This window comes from Pseudomonas sp. G3-19 (assembly GCF_054855875.1).
This window is the reverse complement of the sequence record NZ_JBMPIQ010000003.1, coordinates 2730001-2754024: the sequence shown is the minus strand read 5'-3', so window position 1 is coordinate 2754024 and position 24024 is coordinate 2730001. Positions and strand designations below refer to the sequence as shown.

The window sequence follows — 24024 nt, the reverse complement described above, 5'->3', positions numbered from 1 at the left end:
CACCGCATTCGCGAGCAAGCCCGCTCCCACATTGGGATCTATGGTGTTGCTGAAAATCGGGGCAGGTGACCTGCCCCTCATCCGTTTAAGCGTAGCTTTCGATCGACGGGCAGGCGCAGACCAGGTTGCGGTCGCCGAACACGTTGTCGACGCGACCGACCGGCGGCCAGTATTTGCCTTCGACCAACGACGCCACCGGGTATACCGCCTGCTCGCGGCTGTACGGATGGGTCCACTCGCCAACCAGCTCCGCCGCGGTGTGCGGAGCGTTTTTCAGCGGGTTGTCGTCCTTGTCCAGCGTGCCGTTTTCCACCGCGCGGATTTCCTCGCGGATGCGGATCATGGCGTCGCAGAAGCGGTCCAGTTCTTCTTTGGATTCGCTTTCGGTCGGCTCGATCATCAGCGTGCCGGCGACCGGGAACGACATGGTCGGGGCGTGGAAGCCGAAGTCGATAAGGCGCTTGGCGACGTCATCGACGCTGATGCCGCTGCTGTCTTTCAGCGGACGCAGGTCGAGGATGCATTCGTGCGCCACCAGCCCGTTGCTGCCGGTGTACAGCACCGGGTAGTGCTCTTCCAGACGACGGGAAATGTAGTTGGCGTTGAGGATCGCCAGTTGCGAAGCACGCTTGAGACCCGCGCCGCCCATCATCCGAATGTACATCCAGGTGATCGGCAGAATGCTCGCGCTGCCAAACGGCGCTGCGCAGACCGCGCCTTCCTTGCGCTCCATCTGGCCGTGACCCGGCAGGAACGGCGTGAGGTGCGACTTGACGCCAATCGGGCCGACGCCCGGGCCGCCACCGCCGTGCGGGATGCAGAAGGTTTTGTGCAGGTTCAGGTGCGACACGTCGCCGCCGAACTTGCCCGGCGCGCAGAGGCCAACCATCGCGTTCATGTTGGCGCCGTCGATGTACACCTGGCCGCCGTTGTCGTGAATGATCCCACAGATTTCGCGGATGCCTTCTTCGAACACGCCGTGAGTCGACGGGTAGGTGATCATCAGCGCAGCGAGGTGTTCGCGGTGCTCGATGGCTTTGGCGCGCAGGTCTTCGATGTCGACGTTGCCGCGAGCATCGCACGCGGTCACCACCACGCGCATGCCGGCCATGTTGGCGGTGGCCGGGTTGGTGCCGTGGGCCGACGACGGGATCAGGCAGATATCGCGGCGCTCGTCGCCACGGCTCTGGTGGTAAGCGCGAATCGCCAGCAGGCCAGCGTATTCACCTTGCGAACCGGCGTTCGGTTGCAGCGAGATCGCGTCGTAACCGGTGGCCGCGCAGAGCATCGCTTCCAGTTCATCGGTCAGTTGCTGGTAGCCGGCGCTTTGTGCGGCCGGGGCGAACGGGTGCAGGGCGCCGAATTCGGCCCAGGTCACCGGGATCATTTCGCTGGCGGCGTTGAGTTTCATGGTGCACGAGCCCAGCGGGATCATGGTGCGATCCAGTGCCAGGTCCTTGTCCGCCAGTTTGCGCAGGTAGCGCATCAGCTCGGTTTCCGAGTGATAGCGGTTGAACACCGGGTGGCTGAGGATCGGCGACTGACGTACCAGCGCCGCCGGGATGGTGCTTTGTACCGACGCGGCCAGCGCAGCGAAGTCCGGCAGGGTTTTGCCGTCGGCGAACAAGCCCCACAGGGATTCGATGTCAGCCTGAGTGGTGGTTTCGTCCACTGACAGGCCCAGACGCTGAGCGTCGATCACCCGCAGGTTGATCTGTGCGGCATGCGCCTTGTCGTGCAGCGCGGCGGTGTGTGCGCCGGTGGCGAGGGTCAGGGTGTCGAAGAAGCTGGTCTGCTCGACGGTCCGGCCCAGTGCGCTCAGGCCCTTGGCCAGGATCGCGGTCAGGTGATGCACGCGGTTGGCGATCCGGGTCAGGCCTTTCGGGCCGTGGTACACGGCGTACATGCTGGCGATGTTGGCCAGCAGCACTTGTGCGGTGCAGATGTTCGAGGTGGCCTTCTCGCGGCGGATATGTTGCTCGCGGGTCTGCATCGCCAGACGCAGCGCCGGCTTGCCGAAACGGTCAACCGAAACGCCAACCAAACGGCCCGGCATGTCGCGCTTGAACGCATCCTTGGTAGAGAAATAGGCCGCGTGCGGGCCACCGAAGCCCAGCGGCACGCCGAAGCGTTGCGCGGAACCGATAGCGACGTCGGCGCCGAACTCGCCCGGAGCGGTCAGCAAAGTCAGGGCCAGCAGGTCGGCAGCGACCGCCACCAGCGCGTTGGCGGCGTGGAAGCGCTCGGTCAGTTCGCGGTAGTCGAACACATCACCATTGCTCGCCGGGTATTGCAGCAGCGCGCCGAAGAACGGCGTGACGTCGCTCAGTTCACGCTCATCGCCAACCACCACTTCGATGCCCAGCGGCTCGGCACGGGTGCGCAGCACGTCGAGGGTTTGCGGGTGGCTGTGGATCGAGGCGAAGAACTGATGGCTGCCCTTGTTCTTGCTCAGGCGTTTGCAGAAGGTCATGGCTTCGGCAGCGGCGGTGGCTTCGTCGAGCAGGGAAGCGTTGGCGATCGGCAGGCCGGTGAGATCGCTGATCAGGGTCTGGAAGTTCAGCAGCGCTTCGAGACGGCCCTGGGAAATTTCCGGCTGGTACGGGGTGTAAGCGGTGTACCAGGCCGGGTTTTCCAACAGGTTGCGCAGGATCGGTGACGGCGTGTGGCAGTTGTAGTAGCCCTGGCCGATGTAGGTCTTGAACAGTTGGTTTTTGCCGGCGATGGATTTGATCATCGCCAATGCATCGGCTTCGCTCAGGCCGTCGTCCAGGCCGAGCACGCTGGTGCCCTTGATGCTTTCCGGGATGACGCTGGCGCTCAGCGCTTCGAGCGAGTCGAAGCCGAGGCTGTTGAGCATGGCTTGCTCGTCACCGGCGCGTGGGCCGATGTGACGGGCGATGAATTCGTTGGCAGTGCCGAGGTTTACTTGGGTCATGTCGTTACTCCTCAGGCTTCGGCTTGGGCTTTGATCAGGCGGTCGTAGGCGTCTTGATCGAGCAGTTTGCCGACAGCGGCGGCGTCGCTTGGCTGGAAGCGGAAGAACCAGCCTTCGCCCAGCGGATCTTCGTTGACCAGTTCCGGGCTGCCGTCCAGTGCCGGGTTCACTTCCACAACTTCACCGTCGAGCGGCATGTACACGCCGCTGGCGGCTTTCACCGATTCCACGGTGGCGGCTTCAGCGCCTTTTTCGTAAGCCTGCAGCTCAGGCAGTTGCACGAACACCACGTCGCCCAAAGCGTTCTGCGCGAAAGCGGTGATGCCGACAGTAACGCTGCCGTCAGCTTCGGTGCGCAGCCATTCGTGATCTTCAGTAAAACGCAACTCGCTCATGGAAACTCCTAAGGGGGCCAGACTCGTCTGGTGGACGCGGTGGAAGGCTTGGGCATGAAAGCCCTGATTTTATGAGCGGTTACTTAGCAAGAACGCGGCCAGATTGTATTTATCTATATAAATCAAATAGTTATATGTTTCTGGTTGTGATGGGTGTGGGGCTTCTGTAGCGAAATCGCTACAGCTTGGGGCGGGGAGAAAAGCTGAAGCGGATCAAAGCCTTGCACAGCGGCGATCGGAGGAGGGTGTAGCGATATCGTTCCGCTGTAGCGCTTTCAGTACAGATGGAGGTCGGTTTTGAACGGATTTCGAATCCGTCACATGAACCCCCTGTGGGAGCGGGCTTGCTCGCGAAAGCGTCAGGTCAGTCGACATCACTGTTGAATGGCCCACCGCATTCGCGAGCAAGCCCGCTCCCACATTTTTGACCGCGTGCGGCTTACGGTTTATTGGGGATGCCGTACTTGCGCAGGCGATGGGCAATCGCGGTGTGCGAGGTCTGCAGGCGGCTGGCCAGTTGGCGGGTTGAGGGGTAGCTGACGTAGAGTTTTTCCAGCAGCGATTTTTCGAAGGATTCGACGGCTTGTTCGAGGCTGTCGACGTCGCTGTCGGTCTGCCGCGCCACCGAGGTGCCGGCGATGTCGAGGTCGCCGATGTCGACCAGACTGCTCTCGCAGATCGCGGCGGCCCGGAAGATCACGTTCTGCAACTGGCGCACGTTACCCGGCCAACGATTGCCGAGCAGCGCCGGATAGGTACCGGGCGCAAGGCGACAGACTGGACGCTGAATCTGCGCACACGCCTGCTGCATGAAATAGCGCGCCAGCAGCAGAATGTCCTGACCTCGCTCACGCAGCGGCGGCACTTCGACGTTGAGCACGTTGAGACGGTAGAACAGGTCTTCGCGGAACAGGCCTTCGCTGACCATTTTTTCCAGGTCGCGGTGGGTCGCGCTGAGGATCCGCACGTTGACTTTCACCTCGCGATCACCGCCGACCCGACGGAAGCTGCCGTCATTCAGAAAGCGCAATAACTTGGCCTGCAAGTACGGCGACATCTCGCCGATCTCGTCGAGAAACACCGTGCCCTGGTTGGCCAGTTCCATCAGCCCCGGTTTGCCGCCACGTTGCGCGCCGGTAAAGGCACCGGGGGCGTAGCCGAACAGTTCGCTCTCGGCGAGGTTTTCCGGCAGCGCCGCGCAGTTCAGCGCGAGAAACGGCGCACTGTGCCGCGCACTGATCGCGTGGCAAGCGCGGGCCACCAGTTCTTTACCGGTGCCGGTTTCGCCTTGAATCAGCAGCGGTGCGTCGAGGGCTGCGACTCGTTGCGCGCGGGCCTTCAGCGTGCGGATCGCCGGAGACTCGCCGAGCAATGCATCGAAACCTTCGGCATGGTCATGGTGCAACGCCGAGAGCTGTTCGCCGATACGGTTTGGCTGATACAGGGTCAGCAGCGCACCGGCGTCGGTGATCGGCGTGGCGTCCAGCAGCAGGGTCTGGCCATTGACGGTGATCTCACGCAGCGGCAGGCGGAAGCCTTGTTCGAGCAGGGTTTCCAGCAGACCGGGGTCGTTGAACAGCTCAGAGACACTTTCACCTGCCGGTTCACGCCCGTACAGCGCAATCAGTGCCGGGTTGGCCAGCAGGACTTTGCCGGCGCTATCAAGGGCAAGTACCGGATCGGTCATCGCCGCGAGCAACGCATCGAGCTGCAAGTGCCGACGCTGACCAGGGAGGATGTCGACCACCACCACGGCCTCCACGCCGCGCACCCGGAACAACGCATCTTTGAGCTCTTCGAGCACTTGCGGGCTCAAGGTCGGTGCATCGATGTAGACGTTGGGCGGAATCATCTCCACCGCATCCAGATTGAGATTGCGCCCACCGAGGATAGCCAGGACTTCCTGGGTGATGCCGACGCGGTCGATGAAGCTGACGTGGATACGCATGGGGGCGGTTCAGTGTTCTGGAATGCGGAGGGGGGCAAGTATGCCTTGATGGGGGACTGGGGTGAAATCTTGAGATTGTTGTCGTGCTGGAGATCTACCCCCTCACCCCAGCCCTCTCCCCAGAGGGGCGAGGGGGAAAGGGAGCAGATTGGGGGCTTTTCAAAACTTGAGTTCGGCTCGCTATTTCAGGTCGGTGTACCTTGAGCGAGCAACTCGGTCAGTCCCCTCTCCCTCCGGGAGAGGGTTAGGGTGAGGGGGCTTTTGGGGTTACTCGAAATGCTCGGGATTAACCGGATCCCCGGATTGCATATTCAACTTCTGCCGGATGTCCTCAAACATCAGATCGTAATGTTTGTGCACCGAACCGATCTGGCTGTGAGCCTTTGGAATCCCATATTTCTCGGCAATCCGGGTCACGTCGCGGGCGAAGTTGTAAGCCTCTTCCTTGGGCAGGAAAAACGCTTCCTTCATGTCCTTGCCCTGCATATTGCCGTGCAGGGTGAACTGTATCCCTTTGCCTTTTTGCGGATCGGTGAACACTTCATAGTCGAGACACAGGTCGTAACTGACGTCATCTGGCGTCAACGCATGTCGCTCGATGTGCAAATGACCGGGGTTGAATATGGCCATGGGTTTCTCCTGATCAAGGCATGGGAGAAGGGCAGACCCTGGGCCTGCCCTTGAGTTTCTAATTATCGATAGCTGATGCCCGGCTTCGCCGTGCTGACGCGTGTGCCGGCAATGCCCTGGACGATCGCTTCGATATCCGCGAGCGAACCGATCACCGCGACCTTGCCAGTATGGCGCGCGAATTCGCAGGCTGCCTGCACCTTCGGTCCCATGGAGCCAGCGGCGAAACCGAGGCGTTCGAGTTCATCCGGGTGGGCTTCGGCGATGGCTTTCTGCGACGGCTTGCCATAGTCGATGAACGCCGCGTTGACGTCGGTGGCGATCACCAGCAAGTCAGCTTCCAGTTGCTCGGCGAGCAGCGACGAGCACAGATCCTTGTCGATTACCGCCTCGATGCCCTTGAGGTTGCGGTGCTCGTCGTACATGGTTGGAATGCCGCCGCCACCCGCACAAATCACGATGCTGCCCTTGTCCAACAGCCACTTGATCGGGCGGATCTCGAAGATGCGTTTCGGCCGTGGACTGGCCACCACACGGCGGAACTTGTCGCCGTCCGCAGCGATGGCCCAGCCTTTTTCAGCAGCGAGTTTTTCCGCTTCAGCCTTGTCGTAGACCGGGCCGATCGGTTTGCTCGGGTTCTGGAAGGCCGGGTCCTTGGCGTCGACTTCAACCTGGGTCAGCAGGGTGGCGAACGGCACCTCGAAGTCCAGCAGGTTGCCCAGTTCCTGTTCGATGATGTAGCCGATCATGCCTTCGGTTTCGGCACCGAGCACGTCCAGCGGGTAAGGGGTGACGGAGGTGTAGGCCGCCGCCTGCAGCGACAGCAGGCCGACTTGCGGGCCATTGCCGTGGGCGATGACCAGTTGATTGCCGGGATGGATCTTGGCGATTTGCTCGGTGGCGATGCGGATGTTGGCGCGCTGGTTGTCAGCGGTCATCGGCTCGCCACGACGGAGCAGGGCGTTACCGCCCAGAGCTACGACGATACGCATGGTGCATGTCCTTCTAAAACAGAGGAATGGCAAACGACTCGGTCGCACTGCCGGAACCGGGGGCCTTGGTGGAAGGGGGCTTGCTCCCGAAGGCGGCGGATCAGTCGACATCTCTGTTGAGTGACACACCGCTTTCGCGAGCAAGCCCGCTCCCACATTGGGATTCGGTTCCTTCAGTGGGAGCTATTTCAGTTACAGATCAGCCAGGGTCGAAACCAGGATCGCCTTGATCGTGTGCATGCGGTTTTCCGCTTGCTCGAAGGCGATGCAGGCCGGCGACTCGAACACGTCGTCGGTCACTTCAATGCCGTTGGCCAGGTGCGGATACTGTTCGGCGATCTGTTTGCCGACCTTGGTATCGCTGTTGTGAAACGCCGGCAGGCAGTGCATGAACTTGGTGCGCGGGTTGCCGGTGGCTTTCATCAGCTCTTTGTTGACCTGGTACGGCAGCAGTTGCTGGATACGTTCGGCCCAGGCTTCAACCGGCTCGCCCATCGACACCCAGACGTCGGTGTGGATGAAATCGACGCCTTTGACTGCGGCTTTCGGGTCTTCGGTCAGGGTAATGCGTGCGCCGGATTCTTCCGCGTATTTCTTGCAGCGATCGACCAGATCGTCGTGCGGCCACAGGGCTTTCGGCGCGCAGATGCGCACGTCCATGCCGAGCTTGGCGCCGACCAGCAGCAGCGAGTTGCCCATGTTGTTGCGCGCGTCGCCGAGGTAGGCGTAGCTGATTTCGTGGATCGGCTTGTCGGCGTGTTCACGCATGGTCAGCACGTCGGCGATCATTTGCGTTGGGTGATATTCATCGGTCAGGCCGTTGAACACCGGCACCCCGGCGAACTTCGCCAGCTCTTCGACGATTTCCTGTTTGAAGCCACGGTACTCGATGGCGTCGTACATGCGACCCAGCACGCGGGCCGTGTCTTTCATGCTTTCCTTGTGGCCGATCTGCGACGAGTTCGGGTCGATGTAGGTGACATTGGCGCCTTGGTCATAGGCCGCCACTTCGAACGCGCAACGGGTGCGGGTCGAGGTTTTTTCGAAGATCAGGGCGATGTTGTTGCCCTTGAGGTGTTGCTGTTCGGTGCCGGTGTATTTCGCGCGTTTCAGATCGCGGGACAGGTCGAGCAGGTAACGCAGCTCACGTGGGGTGTGGTGTTCCAGGCTGAGCAGGTTACGGTTGTGGATGTTAAAAGCCATGATGGATCTCCTTCGGTGTCGGTTATCCCCCTGGCCGCGCTTTGTAAGTCGCGGCCAAGGCTCAGAGGTTTAGTAATCGATCGGGTCGCGGATGATCGGGCAGGTCATGCAGTGGCCGCCGCCGCGACCACGGCCGAGTTCGCCGGCGCTGATGGTGATGACCTCCACGCCCGCCTTGCGCAGCAGGGTGTTGGTGTAGGTGTTGCGGTCGTAGCCGATGACCACGCCCGGTTCCACGGCCACCACGTTGTTGCCGTCGTCCCATTGCTCGCGTTCGGCGGCGAAGCTGTTGCCGCCGGTTTCCACCACGCGCAGCTTCGGCAGGTTGAGGGCTTTGGCCACGGTGTCGAGGAAGCTGCCTTCTTCGCGGCGGATGTCGATGCCGCCCTGTTTGCTTTCGTCAGGACGCAGGGTGAAGGCGACGATCTGGTTGACCACTTCCGGGAAAATCGTCACCAGGTCGCGATCGCAGAAACTGAACACGGTGTCCAAGTGCATCGCGGCGCGGGACTTCGGCAGGCCGGCGACGATGACTTTTTCCACCGCTTTGTTCTTGAACAGGTTCAGCGCCAGTTGGCCGATGGCTTGGCGAGAAGAGCGCTCGCCCATGCCGATCAACACCACGCCGTTGCCGATCGGCATCACATCGCCGCCCTCGAGGGTCGAGCTGCCGTGATCCTTGTCCGGGTCGCCGTACCAGATTTCGAAATCGGCGTTGGTGAACTGCGGGTGAAATTTGTAGATGGCAGTGGCCAGCAGGGTTTCCTGACGTCGCGCCGGCCAGTACATCGGGTTCAGCGTCACGCCACCGTAGATCCAGCAGGTTGTGTCGCGGGTGAACTGGGTGTTCGGCAGCGGCGGCAGGATGAAGCTGGAGTGGCCGAGGAAGTCGCGGAACATCTGGATGGTCTTGCCACCGAAGCTGTCCGGCAGATCATCGGCGGATACGCCGCCAATCAGGTATTCGGCAATGTGCCGTGGCTCAAGGCTTTTCAGCCAGGATTTGACTTCGCTGATCAGGCCCAGGCCCACCGAGTCGGCGGTGACCTTGCGATCGAGAATCCAGTCCAGCGCCTCCGGGATGGCGACGATGTCGGTCAGCAGGTTGTGCATTTCCAGCACGTCGATCCCGCGCTCACGCATTTTGGTCACGAAGTCGAAGTGGTCGCGCTTGGCCTGGGCGACCCACAGTACATCGTCGAACAGCAGTTCATCGCAGTTGTTCGGGGTCAGCCGCTGGTGGGCCAGACCTGGGGAGCAAACCATGACTTTGCGCAGTTTGCCGGCTTCGGAATGGACGCCGTACTTAACTTTTTCCGTGGTCATTGCAGTGATCCTCCAGATTACAAATCAAGGGTTACAAGGTCAGGAAGCCGTCGTAGAGACCGTAGGCAGCCACCAGGGCACCCACGACCACTGCGGCGAAAATCAGCTTCTCGACGTTAGTGAAAATCGGTTGTTTGAGTTCCAGCTTGGCCTTGGCGAACAGGATCGCGCCGGGTGCGTAGAGCAGGGCCGAGAGCAGCAGATACTTGACCCCGCCGGCATACAGCAGCCACACCGCGTAGATCAGCGCGATGCCGCCGATAATCAGATCCTTGCGTCGTTCGGCCGCGAAGCCTTCGTAGCTTTCGCCGCGCACCGCCAGCAACAGTGCATAGGCCGCCGACCACAGGTACGGCACCAGAATCATCGAGGTGGCGAGGTAGATCAGCGACAGGTAAGTGCTGGCCGAGAACAGAGTGATGATCAGGAACAGCTGGACCATCGCGTTGGTCAACCACAGGGCGTTGACCGGTACGTGGTTGGCGTTTTCCTTGCGCAGGAACTCCGGCATGGTGTGGTCTTTGGCAGCGGCGAACATGATCTCCGCACACAGCAGCACCCACGACAGCAGCGCGCCCAGCAGCGAGATGATCAGACCGACGCTGATCAGCACCGCGCCCCAGTGACCGACCACGTGCTCAAGCACGGCGGCCATCGACGGGTTCTGCAGTTTGGCCAGTTCCGGCTGGGTCATGATGCCCAGCGACAGCACGTTGACCAGCACCAGGAACAGCAGCACGGTGATGAAACCGATGACGGTGGCCTTGCCGACGTCCGAGCGTTTTTCCGCCCGCGCCGAGAAGATGCTCGCGCCCTCGATGCCGATGAACACCCACACGGTGACCAGCATCATGTTGCGCACCTGGTTCATTACGCTGCCCAGATCCGGGTTTTTCACACCCCAGATGTCGGCGGTGAAGATGTCCAGTTTGAAGGCGAATACCGCGATCAGCACGAACAGCAGCAGCGGCACGACCTTGGCGACGGTGGTCACCAGGTTGATGAACGCCGCTTCCTTGATCCCGCGCAGTACCAGAAAGTGCACGGCCCACAGCAGCACCGAGGCGCCGATCACCGCCGCTACCGTGTTGCCTTCGCCGAAAATCGGAAAGAAATACCCGAGGGTGCTGAACAACAGAACAAAGTAGCCAACGTTGCCCAGCCAGGCACTGATCCAGTAACCCCAGGCGGACGAGAAACCCATGTAATCGCCGAATCCGGCCTTAGCGTAGGCGTAGACACCGCCGTCCAGGTCAGGCTTGCGATTGGCGAGGGTTTGAAAGACAAAAGCGAGGGTGAGCATGCCGACAGCGGTGATGGCCCAGCCAATCAGTACCGCGCCGACGTCGGCGCTCGCAGCCATGTTTTGTGGCAAAGAGAATATCCCGCCACCAATCATTGAGCCGACTACCAAGGCAACCAGTGCACCGAGTCGTAGTTTTCCGGGAGCTTCAGACATTGCATGACTCCATTGCAGGAGAGAAGAGTTCACAGCGTAGATCTGTTGTCTGTTCAATCAGCTGACATAGATCAGTGCATGGCCACATTCCATTGTTAATGAATGACTTATGAAAGAGCTGATGGCATAAAGCTGCTGCCCGAAAAGGCCCATTCCAGAGGCTTTTGGCAGATGTGGTTGGGAATTTCTCTTATTACTTTGGAATTATCACGCTAGTTGGTTTTCAGCTTTTGGCAAATTTTTCACATCTGTTTTCAGTACAGAATCGAATAATCAGGATTCGCGCACAAAAGCGATTAGTCGTGCTATGCGTTAGCGTTGTTGGCTATATATAAGAGGGGTATTGGCGTTATTCAAAAAACGTACTTACGCTTTATCCGTTTAGTTAATACCCAGAAATAGACACACCTTGTGGCGAGGGGATTTATCCCCGATGGGTGGCGTAGCCGCCCCAGATCCATTCGGCGCGGTGTCAGGCAGAACGAGTTCTCAGGTTTTGGGGCGGCTATGCCGCCCATCGGGGATAAATCCCCTCGCCACAGGTATAAACAGGTTTCGAGAACCGTTGTCAGGAAAAGGGAGACTGGAATGTCGCAACCGACGCAAAAGCTGCGACTGGGTGCGTTGATCGCCTTGGTGGTGGGTTCGATGATTGGCGGGGGGATTTTTTCCCTGCCGCAGAACATGGCGGCCCGCGCCGATGCCGGGGCAATCCTGATCGGCTGGGGGATCACCGCCATCGGCATGCTAACCTTGGCCTTCGTGTTCCAGACCCTGGCCAACCGCAAGCCCGAGCTGGACTCGGGGGTCTATGCCTACGCCAAGGCCGGGTTTGGCGACTACATGGGGTTCTCGTCCGCCTGGGGCTACTGGATCAGCGCGTGGCTGGGCAACGTCGGTTATTTCGTGTTGCTGTTCAGCACCCTCGGTTACTTCTTTCCGGTATTCGGTCAGGGCAATACGCCGATCGCCATCGGCTGCGCGTCGGTGCTGTTGTGGGCGGTGCATTTTCTGGTGATGCGCGGGATCAAGGAGGCGGCGTTCATCAATCAGGTGACCACGGTCGCCAAGATCGTGCCGCTGATCATGTTCATCGTGATTGCCGCCGTGGCGTTCAAGGCCGACATTTTCACCCGCGACATCTGGGGCCGCAGCAACCCGAGCTTCGGCGGGGTGATGGATCAGGTGCGCAGCATGATGCTGGTCACGGTGTTCGTGTTCATCGGCATCGAGGGCGCCAGCGTGTATTCGGCGCGGGCGGAGAAACGCAGCGACGTCGGGCGCGCCACGGTGATCGGCTTCCTCGGTGTGCTGGCGCTGCTGGTACTGGTCAACGTGCTGTCGCTGGGGATCATGAGCCAGCCCGAACTCGCGACTTTGCAGAACCCGTCGCTGGCGGCGGTGCTGGAGCACATCGTCGGGCCGTGGGGCGCATTGTTGATCAGCCTCGGTCTGGCGGTGTCGCTGCTTGGCGCATTGCTGTCATGGGCGCTGCTGTGCGCGGAAATCCTCTTCGCCACGGCCCGGGACAAGACCATGCCGGCGTTCCTGAAAAAGGAAAACGCCAACCATGTGCCGGTCAATGCGCTGTGGCTGACCAACGTGATGATTCAGATATTCCTGCTGATCACACTGTTTTCCGCCGGCACCTACACCAGCCTGATCTACCTCGCTTCGTCGATGATTCTGGTGCCGTACCTGTGGTCGGCGGCGTACGCGGTGCTGCTCAGCGGACGCGGCGAAACCTATGAACATGCCTCGGCCGAACGCACCAAGGACTTGCTGATTGGCGGCATCGCCCTGTGCTACGCGGTGTGGCTGTTGTATGCCGGCGGGGTGAAATACCTGCTGCTGTCGGCGCTGCTGTATGCACCGGGGGTGGTGCTGTTTGCCAAGGCCAAGCATGAGCAGGGCGAGCCGCTGTTCACCCCTGTCGAGAAAGGCATTTTCGCCTGCGTGCTGATCGGCGCAGGGCTGGCGGCGTATGGTTTGTACAGCGGGGTGTTGTCGCTGTAGGTGGATTGATTGTGCATCGGTGGTGTCAGTGCGGGCCTCTTCGCGAGCAAGCCCGCTCCCACATTTGAAATGCATTCCCCTGTGGGAGTGGGCTTGCTCGCGAAGAGGCCCGAATGGTCATCACCACTGCGCGCGATGCGAACCCAATTCAGTAGCCGGCAACGCCCACTGCAGCGGCGTCCCGCTGATCGTCACCGGTGCCAGCAAGCGGTGCGCCGGCCCCCATGGGGTCTGCTCCACCCGCGAGTCTTGATCCTGTTTATCCTCGACGCGCAACGCTTCGCTCGTTCCCGGTCCGTGCTCGATCAGCAACTTGGCGGTGCGCGCCAGTGACAAGCGTGCAGAACCGCCGCGACCGCTGCGCGAACGTTCAGTGAGCAATGTGATCGCACTCGCCGCCATCAGATACCCGGTCGCGTGATCCAGCGCCTGCACTGGCAGCGGCGTCGGCTTGTCAGCCTGTTTCCAGCGCTGTCCGGCCTCGGCGATGCCGCTGCTCATCTGCACCAGGCTGTCGAAACCCCGCCGGTTGCGCCATGGGCCGCTCCAGCCGTAGGCATTGAGACAGACGTCGATCAGCCCCGGCGCCAGTTGTCGACGGCGTTCGGCGCCGAAACCGAGGTGTTCCAGGGCATCGGCACGGTAGCCGTGCAGGAGAATGTCGGCGTCCTTCAACAGGATTTCGAACACCGCGCGATCGCTCGGTTGCTGCAGGTCCAGCCGCGCACAGCGTTTGCCAAGAGTCATGTCGGGAATGACACCCGGCTCGTTCCAGCTCGGCGGATCGATGCGCAGCACGTTGGCACCGAGGCCTGCGAGAAAACGGCTGGCGGTGGGGCCGGCGAGCACGCGGGTCAGGTCGAGCACCTTGAGCCCGGCCAGCGGTTGCGCCACCGAGCTTTGCCACGGGTGGGTGATTTCATCCTGCGAATCGATGAAATGCACCAGCGGCTCGGCATTCACTGCCATCCCTTGCGGATGCTGCTGCCACTGCGCCCAACTGCGCATTTCGGCGGCGCAGCCCTTGGCATCGACCACCGCTTGTTCCAGATCGGCGCTGCGCCATTGCGCGACTTTCGCCGCCATGGCAGCGCGATCGGCGCAGGCACCGAGCACGCTTTCAGCCGCAGCACGGTGATGTGGGGCGTTGGTGTGCAGGCGGATCCAGCCGTCTTCGGTTGCGTAGTCGCCAGCAATCGGATCCCACAGCGGCGGGACTTCCCAGCCGATCGGCCGCAACGAGGTGGCAAACCAGAACGACGCCAGACGCCGATCGACTTCCACGGCGGGCAAGTGCCCGGTCTGTTGCCGGAGCAGTTCGCTGACGGCCTGACCGGCAGCGCCGATGCTCGCGCAGGCCAGGTCGCTGACGGCGAACGCCGAGGGCAGGGCGCCACTGGCGGTGAACGGAATCGGCGTGTGGGGCAAGCCGAGTGCGGCTTGAATGGACGTGAGTAAATCAGTCATCGAAGGCCCTCCGGGAGAGAGGGCGATGATAGTGCAAAAAAATCTCGGCTTAGATGAAAACCCTCATCTCCTGAGTCAACACAAATCCCTGTGGGAGCGGGCTTGCTCGCGAATGCGGTGTATCAGCGCCATATAAAGTGACTGACACACCGTATTCGCGAGCAAGCCCGCTCCCACAAGGGGACTGTGGTGGATTTCAGACGCGGAACTGATCCATCAGCTTCATCTGCTGACTGGCCAGGGCATTGAGCTGGCTGCTGATCGCCGCCGACTCGGTGGCCTGCTCGGTCAGGGTTTCAGTCACGGTGCGAATCGCCGAGACGTTGCGGTTGACCTCTTCGGCCACGGCGCTCTGCTGTTCGGCGGCGCTGGCGATCTGCAGGTTCATGTCGCTGATCACCGTCACCGCATCGCTGATCTTGCCCAGCGCATCCACCGCCTGCCGGATCTGCCCGGCGTTGTTGTGCGCCTGGGTCTGGCTCGAATGCATGGTCGCGACCACGCCACGGGTGCCGGTCTGGATGCGTTCGATGACGATGCGGATTTCTTCCACCGAATCCTGAGTGCGCTTGGCGAGGTTGCGCACCTCGTCGGCCACCACCGCGAAACCACGACCGCTTTCCCCGGCGCGGGCGGCTTCGATGGCGGCGTTGAGCGCCAGCAGGTTGGTCTGTTCGGCGATGCTGCGGATGACTTCCAGCACCGAACCGATCTGCTCGCTGTTGACCGCCAGCGCTTCGACTTCGGTCACCGCTTTGCTGACTTCATCGGCCAGTTGATTGATGTCGCGGGTGCTGCGCTCGATGATCGACATGCCGTCCCTGGCCGACTGATCGGCGCCCTTGGCGGCGTTGGCCGCGTTCGACGCGCTGTTGGCGACGTCGTGGGCGGTGGCGCTCATTTCATTGGAGGCGGTGGCGACCTGATCGATTTCGCGGAACTGCACCTGCATGCCTTCGCTGGTCTGGCGGGCGATTTCCGAAGACTGATCAGCAGTGCCACGCGCTTCGGTGATGCTCTGCTTGATCTGGGCGATGGTCGGTTGCAGCTTGTCGAGGAAGCGGTTGAACCAGTTCACCAGTTCGCCCAGCTCATCCTTTTTGCTGTAGTTCAGGCGCTGGGTCAGATCGCCTTCACCGCTGGCGATGTTCTTCAGCATCTCGGCGACGCTGTTGATCGGCCGGGTCACGCCCGAGGCGGTGAGCCAGATCAGCAGCAGACCGACCAGACCGGCCACCACCGCCACCAGCAACGCAGTGAGCACACCGGTTTCCTGCGCATCGTCGAGTACCGCTTGCAGCTTGACCGAGTCGGCCAGCAGCACCTGTTTCGGCAAGTCGATGACCACACCCCAGGCCCGCGAGTTGCCAATCGGATCGACCGGATACACCGCGCGAATCAGCTCGCCCTGTTCGAGAATCTTCGGCGTGCCGCTGCTGACCAGTTGCAGCAGATCCTTGCCATCGGCACCGAGGGTATCGCTGATCTTTTTACCAACCTTGGTCGCATCGGAACTGTCAGCAGCGAGCACGCCGCTGCCCGAAACGATCAGCATGTGCCCGGCGTTGTTGAACAGGTTGCGTTGGGACTCCACCGCCGCCGCTTGCAGGGCATCGAGGGCGATGTCGACACCGACCACGCCGATGGCCTTGCCGTCGACGATCAACGGCACGGAAATGGTGGTCATCAACATTTCCTTGCCGCCCACGGTGTCGGCATACGGGTCGAGCAGGCAAGTACGCTTGTTGTCACGAGGGCAGGTGTACCAGCTGTTGTACGGCGTGCCGCTGACGCTGAGGGTGGTCTTGGTCATGTCTTCTTCGACCATGATCGTGTTCAGCGCCGAGCCGGCAGCGCGGCTCCAGTAAGTTGCAAAACGCCCGGCTTCATTGGACTGACGCGCGGCATCGTTGACGAACTCGCTGTCCTTGCCGTCGAGGCCGTTGGGTTCGAAGGCGAGCCAGATGCCGAGTACCTTGTCGTTGCGCTCGAACGCGGTTTTCAGGCTCTGGTTCAACTCTTCACGCAGGGCCCCGGCGTCCAGCGAACGCTTGGCGGCCAGTGCGCGCATGTCCTTGATCTGATCGGCCAGCGCGGTGATCACCGTCAGACTTTCGCCAAAGGTCTTCTGCACCCGCACTGCTTGTTCGGCCGCCTTGGCCTGCAACAGGTTCTGCACACTGGCGGTGAGCATCTTGCTGCTGGAGTCACTGACCAGATCGTCGTTCTGGTTGGTCTGGTAAATGTTCATGCCGACGATCAGCGCAACCACACCCAGCAGGCACAGGCCGGAGAGCAGGACGATTTTCAGGCGAATGGAGAGAGAGTCGAACATGGGGCGATCTCGTGAATGAATGAGCAGGTGGCCACGGGATGAACTACCCGGTTCGCCAAATCCATTCAGCGCCATGCATTGCTCATCGGCGCGCAGCGAGAGGGCATGAGGCGCTTGCCGACGAACGGTCAGCGCTAAACGTTTGCGCAGGGGAATGTGCTGAAAAGGCGATTAATTACAGGGAAGTTTCAGCCTGATGAACGCTGAGGAAATGCTGGTGATGAGGCTTTGTGGTGAGGGGATTTAGCGAAACGTCGCACCGCCCCGATGGACTGCGCAGCAGGCCCAAAACCTGACAACCAGTTTTAACTGAAACTCTGCGGATGCCTGATTTAGTGGCTGCTGCGCAGCCAATCGGGGATAAATCCCCTCACCACAAAAGCCACATCCACAAAGCATAGTGGGAGGTCAGGAAGAGGAGGGGAGCGCTTCCGGGCGCGACCAGATCCACAGGTTGCCCAGACTCATCCCGGCAATCGCCAGGTACACCGGCCAGCCGTGATCGAGCATTACCAGCATCAACGTCGCGCACAGCAGCATGCTGATCGTGGCGCTGACCTTGGCTTTGCGCGCGATGATCTTGCCGTTGCGCCAGTTGCTCAGGATCGGCCCGAACAGCCGATGGTTTTCCAGCCAGGCGCTCAGGCGCGGCGAGCTGCGAGTCGCGGCCCAGGCGGCGAGCAGGATGAACTCGGTGGTCGGCAGGCCGGGCACGACGATGGCGATCAGGCCAATGCCGAGGCTGACGTAGGCCAGCAGGCCGAACAGCAGACGGGCGAGTTTCGAGGTGGCGGGTTGCGGCATGGGCTCGGGGTTGCAGTGAGGCGAATCGGGGATTCTACAGGCTCGCGCTGTTCCCATGTGGGAGCGGGCTTGCTCGCGAAAGCGGTGTGTCAGTGACATATGAGGTGGCTGACACAGCGCTTTCGCGAGCAAGCCCGCTCCCACAGTAGGGATTTGTGTTGGGTCAGGCCGGTTCGGCTTCTGTGGCGTAAGCCTGTTCCAGCAGCACGGTGAAGCGGTTGAACGCGTCGATTGCGCCTTGCTCGACTTCGGCTTCCTCTTCGGCGGTGAACGGCAGGGAATCGAGGGTGCGCACGAAGCTTTTCCAGCCTTCGGCACGGCCGCCTTCCGGTTCACCCAGGTGACGGGCACCAAAGGTTTCGCTCAGCTCCAGCGCCACCGCACGTTTGATCAGGAACGCAGCGCCGAGCTTCGAACCTTCGGAGACGAAAATCCAGCCCAATGCACGGGCCTTGCTCGGGTTTTTCAGCGCACCGGCCACCGGTGCCGGGATGTCGGTGTCGAGATCCGCCAGGTCAGCCTTGGCCGCATCCGCGCGGCAACGGGCCGGCAGATCCGGGACGATGGCAGTCAGTTCGGCATTGTTATAGAGATCGACCAGTTCCGACTGGAACAGGTACTGCGCGACCACGAAACGCGCGAAGTTGGCGCGGGTTTCGAACGGCGCGTGGGCCTTGACCAGGGCGTCGAGCTTGCTGTGCGGCTCGTGGGTGATCTGGTTCAGGCGTTGTGAACGCAGGGCTTTTTCCGATGTGGTCATGGGGTGTCCTTGATAAAAGAGGCGCTTGATAACGAGACGAACGGGCAGGTGCCAAACCGTAAAAAAAAGCCCTGCGACGCGCTGAACAATGCGCGTCGCAGGGCCGTCCGGATCAGATGTCCCAGACCAGATTGATCGCGAAGTTGCGGCCCGGTTGGGTCAGCCGATCGAGGTTGGCCGGTTGCGTCACCGAGGCTTCGCCGACGCTGTCGTAACCGCGCACGTCATCCCACAGCCAATACTTCTTGTCGGTCAGGTTGTAGATGCCGCCGCTGACGGTGACGTCGTCGGTGACTTTGTAATAGCCGGCCAGATCGAGAATGCCGAAGCCAGGGGTCTTGAACTGGCTGCTGACGCCATCCGGCGACTTGAAGTTGCTGTCGTCGACGCGATCCTTTTTCTTCACCACGGTCCAGCTCAGCAGGCCGCCGTAATTGTCCTGGTCGTAACCCAGACCGAATACGCCAGTCAGCGGATTGACGCTGTTGAGTGGCTCGCCGTTGTCGTTGTTGCGACCGTAGGCATAGGCGATCGAGCCTTGGGTGTAGAGGCCCTGCGGCGCGCCGAACGCATCGAGGTTCAGGCGACCTTTGACTTCGGCGCCCTTGATGGTCGCGTGCTTGATGTTGCTCGACTGGAAGGTCAGCTCGTCGTAACCGGGAGTGACCGCGTCTTCGTTGATGAAATCGCGGTACTTGTTATAGAACACCGCCACGTCGAACGAGCCTTGTTCGAAGTTGCCGCGCAGGCCGGTTTCATAGCTTTTGCTTTTTTCCGGTTCCAGGTTCGGGTTCGGCGCCACGTTGTAGCCGGTGGTGCTGTTTTCGAAGCGCCCGTACAACGCTTTCGCGGTCGGTGTGCGGAAGCCTTCGGCGTACTGGCCGTACCAGGTGTAATTGTCGGTCAGGGCATAGGTCAGGCCGAATTTGGGCGAGACTTTGTGCCAGCTCTTGTTCGCGTCGCTGACCGTGCCGTTGCCATCGGCCGCCACGGTGTTGAGGAATTCCTGAGTAATGCGCGGCTTGAGCTGGGTGTGGTCGTAGCGCAGGCCCGGCAGGAAGGTCCACTGGTTCCAGCTGATCTGATCCTGGGCGAACAGGCTGTAGGTGTTGATGGTCGGGTCCGGGAAGTCGCTGGATTTTTTCAGCACGTCCGCCGCGCTGGTGGCGCCGATGGCGGTGCAACCACGCCCGACTGCCAGGCACTTGCCGTCGCCGCTGCGCGAACCGGTGACTTTCTGCTGTTTGATCGTGGTGCCGTAGGTCAGCACGTGATCGGTGTCACCGATGGCGAAGGCCTTGTCCAGCTGCGCATCGAATACCCACTGTTTTTCCTCGTAGATCGTGTCGCGGGTGCGCAGCACTTTACGGGTCATCGGGTAGTAGAACTCTTCGGTACTCTGGTCAGTCTTGGCGATCTGGTGATTGAGGCTCCACTTCACGTTATCGGCCAGCAGGCTGTCGAGGGCGAAGCTGTGCTCCAGGCCGAAACGCTCGCGGGTGATGGTGTCGTTGCCGGTACGCCACTGGTACATGCCGCCGGGCAGCACACTGTTGGGAATGGTCGGCGCGCCATTGAAGTACGGGCCGCCGTAGGCGCTTTTCTGATCGGTGTCGCGATCGTCCTTGTACTTCTCGTAGGTCAGGCCCAAACGCGAATCTTCGTTGTAGTTCCAGCCGATCTTCGCCAGTACGTTGGTCGCTTTGACGTCTTCCGGGTTGGCGGCGGTGCGCGCAAGGCCCGTGCCGTTGTTGCTGCCGTAGGAATCGGTTTCGTGACCGTCGCGCTGGCTGAAGTGCAGCAAGCCGTCGAACTGCTCGGCACGGCCGGCAACGGTGGCGGATTTCAGCCAGCTCTCATCGGCGGAGCTGTAACCGGTTTTGAGGCGAGCGCCGACGTCTTTGCCGGGCTTGATGATGTCGTCCGGGTCGAGGGTGTAGTAGCTGACGGCGCCGCCGATGGCGTTGCTGCCGTACAGCACCGAGGCCGGGCCACGGAGGATTTCCACGCGTTTGACGATTTCCGGGTCGACGTAATTGCGCTGGGTCTTGGCGTACGGGCCATTGAAGAAACCGTCCGGCACTTCGACGCCGTCAACCTGCGTCAGGATGCGGTCGCCGTCGATGCCGCGGATGTTATAGCCGCTGATACCGCCACGCTGGCCGGCGCCGCCGACGGACACGCCCGGCTCGTAGCGCACCAGATCCTTGATGGTGTTGACGTTGTTGCGATCCAGATCCTGGCGGGTCTGCACGGTGACGGTGGCCGGCACGCTGTTGACCGACTGTTCCTGGCGGGTGGCGCTGATGGTCACCTGATCCAGATTGAGCGCGCCGCTGTTATTGCGCTTTTCCAGCACCACGTTGTTGTTGCTCAGCTTGCGGAAGCTCAGGTTGGTCCCCACCAACAGGCGCTCCAGGGCTTTTTCCGGCGGCAGCGAACCGCGCACGCCCGGCGACGACACGCCTTGACCCAGTTCTGCCGGCAAGCCGACCTGCCAGCCGGTCACACTGGTGAAGGCATTGAGCGCCGACACCAGCGGTTGCTGGCCGATGGAGAACGAATAATCACCCATGTTGCGCGCCGGTTGTTCGCTGGCAGCCATCAGCGGTGCGGTGCCGGCCATGAGGATGGCGGCCGTCAGCAGCGACAATACGCGGGAAGGGGAAGCAGTCTGGCGGGTAAGGCGAGAGGACATCGATAGCGCTCCGTGTCGCACGAATCTTTATAGGTGCTGATCCGTCTCCGAAGATGCGAATCAATTGCATTGGCTATAACGAGACGAACGGGCTTTGGCTATCGAGTAAAAATAATTCTCATTTAGTTCAGGATCACCAGCGCGGGGAATTCCTGCAGGCGCGCCGAGGTGATGTGGGCGAGGGAACGCACCACGTCCAGCGGCTGGTCGAGGCGGTAGTTGCCGGTGACGTTGACGTCGGCCAACTGCTCGTTGGTGTTGATGATCCAGCCCGGGTAGTAGCGGCGCAATTCGGCCAGTACCTGATTCAACGGGCAGTTCTCGAACACCAGTCGGCCCTGAACCCAGGCCAGATCGGTGGCGGCATCGAGCTTGGCCGGACGATCGAAACCGTTGGGGCCGATGCGAATGCTTTCGCCGGCGCTCAAACGCACTCGTGCGTCGTTGTGCGTGGCGCGCAGATCGACATCACCGCGTTGCACATTGACCTGCGCGACGCCGTCCAGATAGCGCACGGCGAACGCGGTGTCGCGCACGCTGGCCTGCACCGGGCCGGCATCGATTTGCAGCGGCTGGCCACGGTTGGCAGCCACTTCGAAAAACGCTTCGCCCTGATACAGCCGCGCCACGCGCTGCCGGTCATTGATGGTGCTGGAGAATGCCGAGTTGGTGTTGAGCAACACTTTGGAGCCATCCTCCAGTTGCAGGCGCTGACGCTCGCCGACCACGGTCAGGTGATCGGCCTGCAGGCGCATCGGCAGATTGCTGAAACTGAACAGGCCCAGAATCAGCACCGCAGCGGTGGCCAACGGTTTCCAGTGCGGACGCAACCGCTTGAGGACGGTGACTTTCGCCGGTTTGGCCGCGAGGCTTTGCGCGCATAGGGCGACTTGCGGCCCGTCCCAGATCGCCTGAGCCTTGGCGAACGCCTCGGCATTCAACGGATCGGCCGCCAGCCATGCGTGAAATTGCCGGGTCTGCTCTTCGTCCGCACTGCCGAGCACGATGAGCCAGTCCAGAGCCTGGTCCATTGCACGGGCGGCGTCCTGCGCCGTTGCGGGCGAAGGCGAGCGGTGGGTGTCCGTCACGGTGTTTCCTCGGCAGTGTCTGTGCACGGCTGTTTTTTTAGTGAAGCGTAAAAGTCGGGCAAGGGTAGCAAAGCCCAATGATCAGTGCAGTCGATCCTGTGGATGACAGCAAACGCCTTTGGCCTCAATCGCCATTCAAGCGCTCGGCGACACCGATGCAGATCGACATGATCAGCTTGAGTTCCTTCTGCACGGTGCTGAGGGACACATTCAATTCGTCGGCGATTTCCTGGTAGCTGTGCCCGTGCAGGCGGCTGAGGATGAAAATCTGCTGCTGACGCGGGCTGAGTTGACTGAGGCTCACGTTCAGGCGCTCCAGCAATTGTTCGGCGTGGGCGGCGTCTTCGGCGCTGCTGGCGGGGGCGGCGACGCTGTGCACCACGTCCTGTGGCACGTCATCGACCATGGTGCGCGAATGGATCTTGCGCGCACGCAGGTGATCCAGCGCCAGATTGCGCGCGGTCTGGAACACGAAGGGTTCAAGGTGATCGATGGCGCGCTCGCTCAACGCCCGCGTCACGCGCAGGTAGGTTTCCTGCAACAGGTCTTCGGCGGTGCTGTGGTTGTTGACCATGCGCTCGATCGTGCGCAGCAGGGACGTGCGCTGAGAGAGAAAGACATGATTGAAGCGCGATTGACTCACGGGGAAACCTGATCCATTTCGAGCGAATGATAATGCTTATCATCTAGTCGAGTGGTCAAGTGTTGATTTCAGATTGAAATCAGAAACCTGTGGGAGCGGGCTTGCTCGCGAATGCGGTGAGTCAGTCGATACATCAATTGCCTGACACGACGCCTTCGCGAGCAAGCCCGCTCCCACATGGGAGGAGGGGATTATTCCGCGTTGCAGAGCGCCAGGCAGTTATCCAGCATGCGGTTGGAAAAGCCCCATTCGTTGTCGTACCAGGCCAGCACCTTCAGCAGTTTGCCGCTGGCTTTGGTGTGATTGGCGTCGAAGATCGACGACAGCGGGTTGTGGTTGAAGTCGCTGGAAACCAGCGGCAACGTGTTGTAACCCAAAATTTTCGAATGCTGGCTGGCGGCTTTCATCAGCGCGTTGACCTCGTCGGCCGTGGCTTCCTTCTTCAACTGCACGGTCAGGTCCACCAGCGACACATTGATCACCGGCACGCGCACCGCCATGCCGGTCAGTTTGCCCGCCAGTTCCGGCAGCACCAGGCCTACCGCTTCAGCGGCGCCGGTCTTGCTCGGGATCATGTTCTGCGTGGCCGAACGCGCGCGGTACGGGTCGGTGTGGTAAACGTCGGTCAGGTTCTGGTCGTTGGTGTAGGCATGAATCGTGGTCATCAGGCCGCTTTCGATCCCCAGCTCGCGGTGCAGCACCTGCGCCACTGGCGCCAGGCAGTTGGTGGTGCACGAAGCGTTGGAGATGATCTGGTGCGACTGGCGCAGAATGTCGTGGTTCACACCATAAACCACCGTAGCGTCGGCGCCTTTGGCCGGGGCCGAGATGATGACTTTGCGCGCGCCGGCAGTAAGATGCGCAGCCGCTTTGGCGCGGTCGGTGAACAGACCGGTGCATTCGAACACCACATCAATCTTTTCCGCCGCCCATGGCAGCTCGGCCGGGTTGCGAATGGCGCTGACCGCAATGCGGTCGCCATTGACCGTCAGGCTCTCATTGTCATGGGCCACTTCGGCGTCGAATGTGCCGTGAACGGTGTCGTATTTGAGCAGATGGGCATTGATGGCGCTGTCGCCCAGATCGTTGATGGCGACGATCTGCAAATCCTGTCGATAGCCTTGGGTATACAGTGCGCGCAGGACATTACGGCCGATGCGGCCAAAACCATTGATTGCGATTCGAAGAGTCATTGAACAGCGCCGCCGTCGTTTTGTTGTTGGAATTACAAGATTATTCGCATAAAAATAGAAAACAAGCCTTTTTAGTGGCAATATTTTGTTTTATCTACAACGAGTGACCTGAATCAACTGGTCCGAATG

16 protein-coding genes and 2 pseudogenes are annotated in these 24024 nt (G+C 61.0%); 1 reads left to right on the top strand and 17 read right to left on the bottom strand.

Annotation, left to right across the window (positions count from 1 at the left end):
- Positions 1-85: 85 nt before the first annotated feature.
- From gcvP to arcD (ACOYXI_RS12660), 8 genes are all read right to left on the bottom strand, one after another.
- Positions 86-2938 (bottom strand): aminomethyl-transferring glycine dehydrogenase, encoded by a 2853-nt coding sequence (gene gcvP, locus ACOYXI_RS12695; protein WP_461674911.1) that lies wholly within the window; start codon positions 2936-2938, stop codon positions 86-88.
- 11 nt (positions 2939-2949) lie between these two features.
- Positions 2950-3333 carry a glycine cleavage system protein GcvH gene (gene gcvH, locus ACOYXI_RS12690; RefSeq protein ID WP_027612543.1) on the bottom strand — a complete coding sequence of 128 codons (384 nt, stop codon included), beginning with the start codon at positions 3331-3333 and terminating at the stop codon, positions 2950-2952.
- A gap of 439 nt (positions 3334-3772) precedes the next feature.
- Positions 3773-5281, bottom strand: a complete 1509-nt coding sequence (locus tag ACOYXI_RS12685; RefSeq protein WP_027612544.1) for a sigma-54-dependent transcriptional regulator — start codon at positions 5279-5281, stop codon at positions 3773-3775.
- A gap of 267 nt (positions 5282-5548) precedes the next feature.
- On the bottom strand, positions 5549-5911 hold the full coding sequence (locus ACOYXI_RS12680) for a DUF5064 family protein (protein WP_041068604.1): 363 nt from the start codon (positions 5909-5911) through the stop codon (positions 5549-5551).
- 62 nt (positions 5912-5973) lie between these two features.
- Complete coding sequence (gene arcC, locus ACOYXI_RS12675; RefSeq protein WP_461674910.1) at positions 5974-6903, bottom strand: carbamate kinase; 930 nt, start codon at positions 6901-6903, stop codon at positions 5974-5976.
- 192 nt (positions 6904-7095) lie between these two features.
- Complete coding sequence (locus tag ACOYXI_RS12670; protein ID WP_003227481.1) at positions 7096-8106, bottom strand: ornithine carbamoyltransferase; 1011 nt, start codon at positions 8104-8106, stop codon at positions 7096-7098.
- Positions 8107-8175: 69 nt separating this feature from the next.
- The gene (gene arcA / locus ACOYXI_RS12665) at positions 8176-9432 is read right to left on the bottom strand and encodes an arginine deiminase (protein ID WP_461674909.1); all 1257 of its coding nucleotides are present in this window, start codon (positions 9430-9432) and stop codon (positions 8176-8178) included.
- 31 nt (positions 9433-9463) lie between these two features.
- Positions 9464-10891, bottom strand: coding sequence for an arginine-ornithine antiporter (gene arcD, locus ACOYXI_RS12660; protein WP_047599542.1), 1428 nt, complete (start codon positions 10889-10891; stop codon positions 9464-9466).
- 588 nt (positions 10892-11479) lie between these two features.
- On the opposite strand from arcD (ACOYXI_RS12660), the gene arcD (ACOYXI_RS12655) reads away from it, so the two are divergent.
- Positions 11480-12907, top strand: coding sequence for an arginine-ornithine antiporter (arcD, locus tag ACOYXI_RS12655; protein ID WP_461674908.1), 1428 nt, complete (start codon positions 11480-11482; stop codon positions 12905-12907).
- Positions 12908-13027: 120 nt separating this feature from the next.
- On the opposite strand, the gene ACOYXI_RS12650 is transcribed toward arcD (ACOYXI_RS12655), so the two are convergent.
- The 9 genes and pseudogenes from ACOYXI_RS12650 to gap form a co-directional block, all read right to left on the bottom strand.
- The gene (locus tag ACOYXI_RS12650) at positions 13028-14374 is read right to left on the bottom strand and encodes a CoA transferase (protein WP_461674907.1); all 1347 of its coding nucleotides are present in this window, start codon (positions 14372-14374) and stop codon (positions 13028-13030) included.
- 196 nt (positions 14375-14570) lie between these two features.
- Positions 14571-15098 (bottom strand): annotated as a pseudogene (locus ACOYXI_RS12645) (methyl-accepting chemotaxis protein); the annotation flags it as partial.
- A gap of 330 nt (positions 15099-15428) precedes the next feature.
- Positions 15429-16445, bottom strand: a pseudogene (locus ACOYXI_RS12640) (methyl-accepting chemotaxis protein); the annotation flags it as partial.
- A gap of 672 nt (positions 16446-17117) precedes the next feature.
- The gene (locus ACOYXI_RS12635) at positions 17118-17513 is read right to left on the bottom strand and encodes a YbaN family protein (RefSeq protein ID WP_097085930.1); all 396 of its coding nucleotides are present in this window, start codon (positions 17511-17513) and stop codon (positions 17118-17120) included.
- 163 nt (positions 17514-17676) lie between these two features.
- On the bottom strand, positions 17677-18273 hold the full coding sequence (locus ACOYXI_RS12630; RefSeq protein WP_135296414.1) for a biliverdin-producing heme oxygenase: 597 nt from the start codon (positions 18271-18273) through the stop codon (positions 17677-17679).
- Between the two features lie 112 nt (positions 18274-18385).
- On the bottom strand, positions 18386-20971 hold the full coding sequence (locus tag ACOYXI_RS12625) for a TonB-dependent receptor (RefSeq protein WP_461674906.1): 2586 nt from the start codon (positions 20969-20971) through the stop codon (positions 18386-18388).
- Between the two features lie 122 nt (positions 20972-21093).
- A complete protein-coding gene (locus ACOYXI_RS12620) occupies positions 21094-22059 on the bottom strand; it encodes a FecR family protein (RefSeq protein WP_134787170.1) in 966 nt (321 codons plus the stop codon).
- Between the two features lie 124 nt (positions 22060-22183).
- Complete coding sequence (locus ACOYXI_RS12615) at positions 22184-22702, bottom strand: RNA polymerase sigma factor (protein ID WP_027612557.1); 519 nt, start codon at positions 22700-22702, stop codon at positions 22184-22186.
- A gap of 191 nt (positions 22703-22893) precedes the next feature.
- Positions 22894-23895 carry a type I glyceraldehyde-3-phosphate dehydrogenase gene (gene gap / locus ACOYXI_RS12610; RefSeq protein ID WP_095137054.1) on the bottom strand — a complete coding sequence of 334 codons (1002 nt, stop codon included), beginning with the start codon at positions 23893-23895 and terminating at the stop codon, positions 22894-22896.
- Positions 23896-24024: the final 129 nt, after the last annotated feature.

Bases quoted from the DNA above. Each gene is read 5' to 3' on its own strand.
- arcD (WP_047599542.1), bottom strand. From the start codon at position 10,891: ATGTCTGAAGCTCCCGGAAAACTACGACTCGGTGCACTGGTTGCCTTG.
- arcD (WP_461674908.1), top strand. From the start codon at position 11,480: ATGTCGCAACCGACGCAAAAGCTGCGACTGGGTGCGTTGATCGCCTTG.
- ACOYXI_RS12630 (WP_135296414.1), bottom strand. From the start codon at position 18,273: ATGACCACATCGGAAAAAGCCCTGCGTTCACAACGCCTGAACCAGATC.
- ACOYXI_RS12650 (WP_461674907.1), bottom strand. From the start codon at position 14,374: ATGACTGATTTACTCACGTCCATTCAAGCCGCACTCGGCTTGCCCCAC.
- ACOYXI_RS12670 (WP_003227481.1), bottom strand. From the start codon at position 8,106: ATGGCTTTTAACATCCACAACCGTAACCTGCTCAGCCTGGAACACCAC.
- arcC (WP_461674910.1), bottom strand. From the start codon at position 6,903: ATGCGTATCGTCGTAGCTCTGGGCGGTAACGCCCTGCTCCGTCGTGGC.
- arcA (WP_461674909.1), bottom strand. From the start codon at position 9,432: ATGACCACGGAAAAAGTTAAGTACGGCGTCCATTCCGAAGCCGGCAAA.
- ACOYXI_RS12680 (WP_041068604.1), bottom strand. From the start codon at position 5,911: ATGGCCATATTCAACCCCGGTCATTTGCACATCGAGCGACATGCGTTG.
- ACOYXI_RS12635 (WP_097085930.1), bottom strand. From the start codon at position 17,513: ATGCCGCAACCCGCCACCTCGAAACTCGCCCGTCTGCTGTTCGGCCTG.
- ACOYXI_RS12625 (WP_461674906.1), bottom strand. From the start codon at position 20,971: ATGTCCTCTCGCCTTACCCGCCAGACTGCTTCCCCTTCCCGCGTATTG.
- ACOYXI_RS12685 (WP_027612544.1), bottom strand. From the start codon at position 5,281: ATGCGTATCCACGTCAGCTTCATCGACCGCGTCGGCATCACCCAGGAA.
- gap (WP_095137054.1), bottom strand. From the start codon at position 23,895: ATGACTCTTCGAATCGCAATCAATGGTTTTGGCCGCATCGGCCGTAAT.
- gcvP (WP_461674911.1), bottom strand. From the start codon at position 2,938: ATGACCCAAGTAAACCTCGGCACTGCCAACGAATTCATCGCCCGTCAC.
- gcvH (WP_027612543.1), bottom strand. From the start codon at position 3,333: ATGAGCGAGTTGCGTTTTACTGAAGATCACGAATGGCTGCGCACCGAA.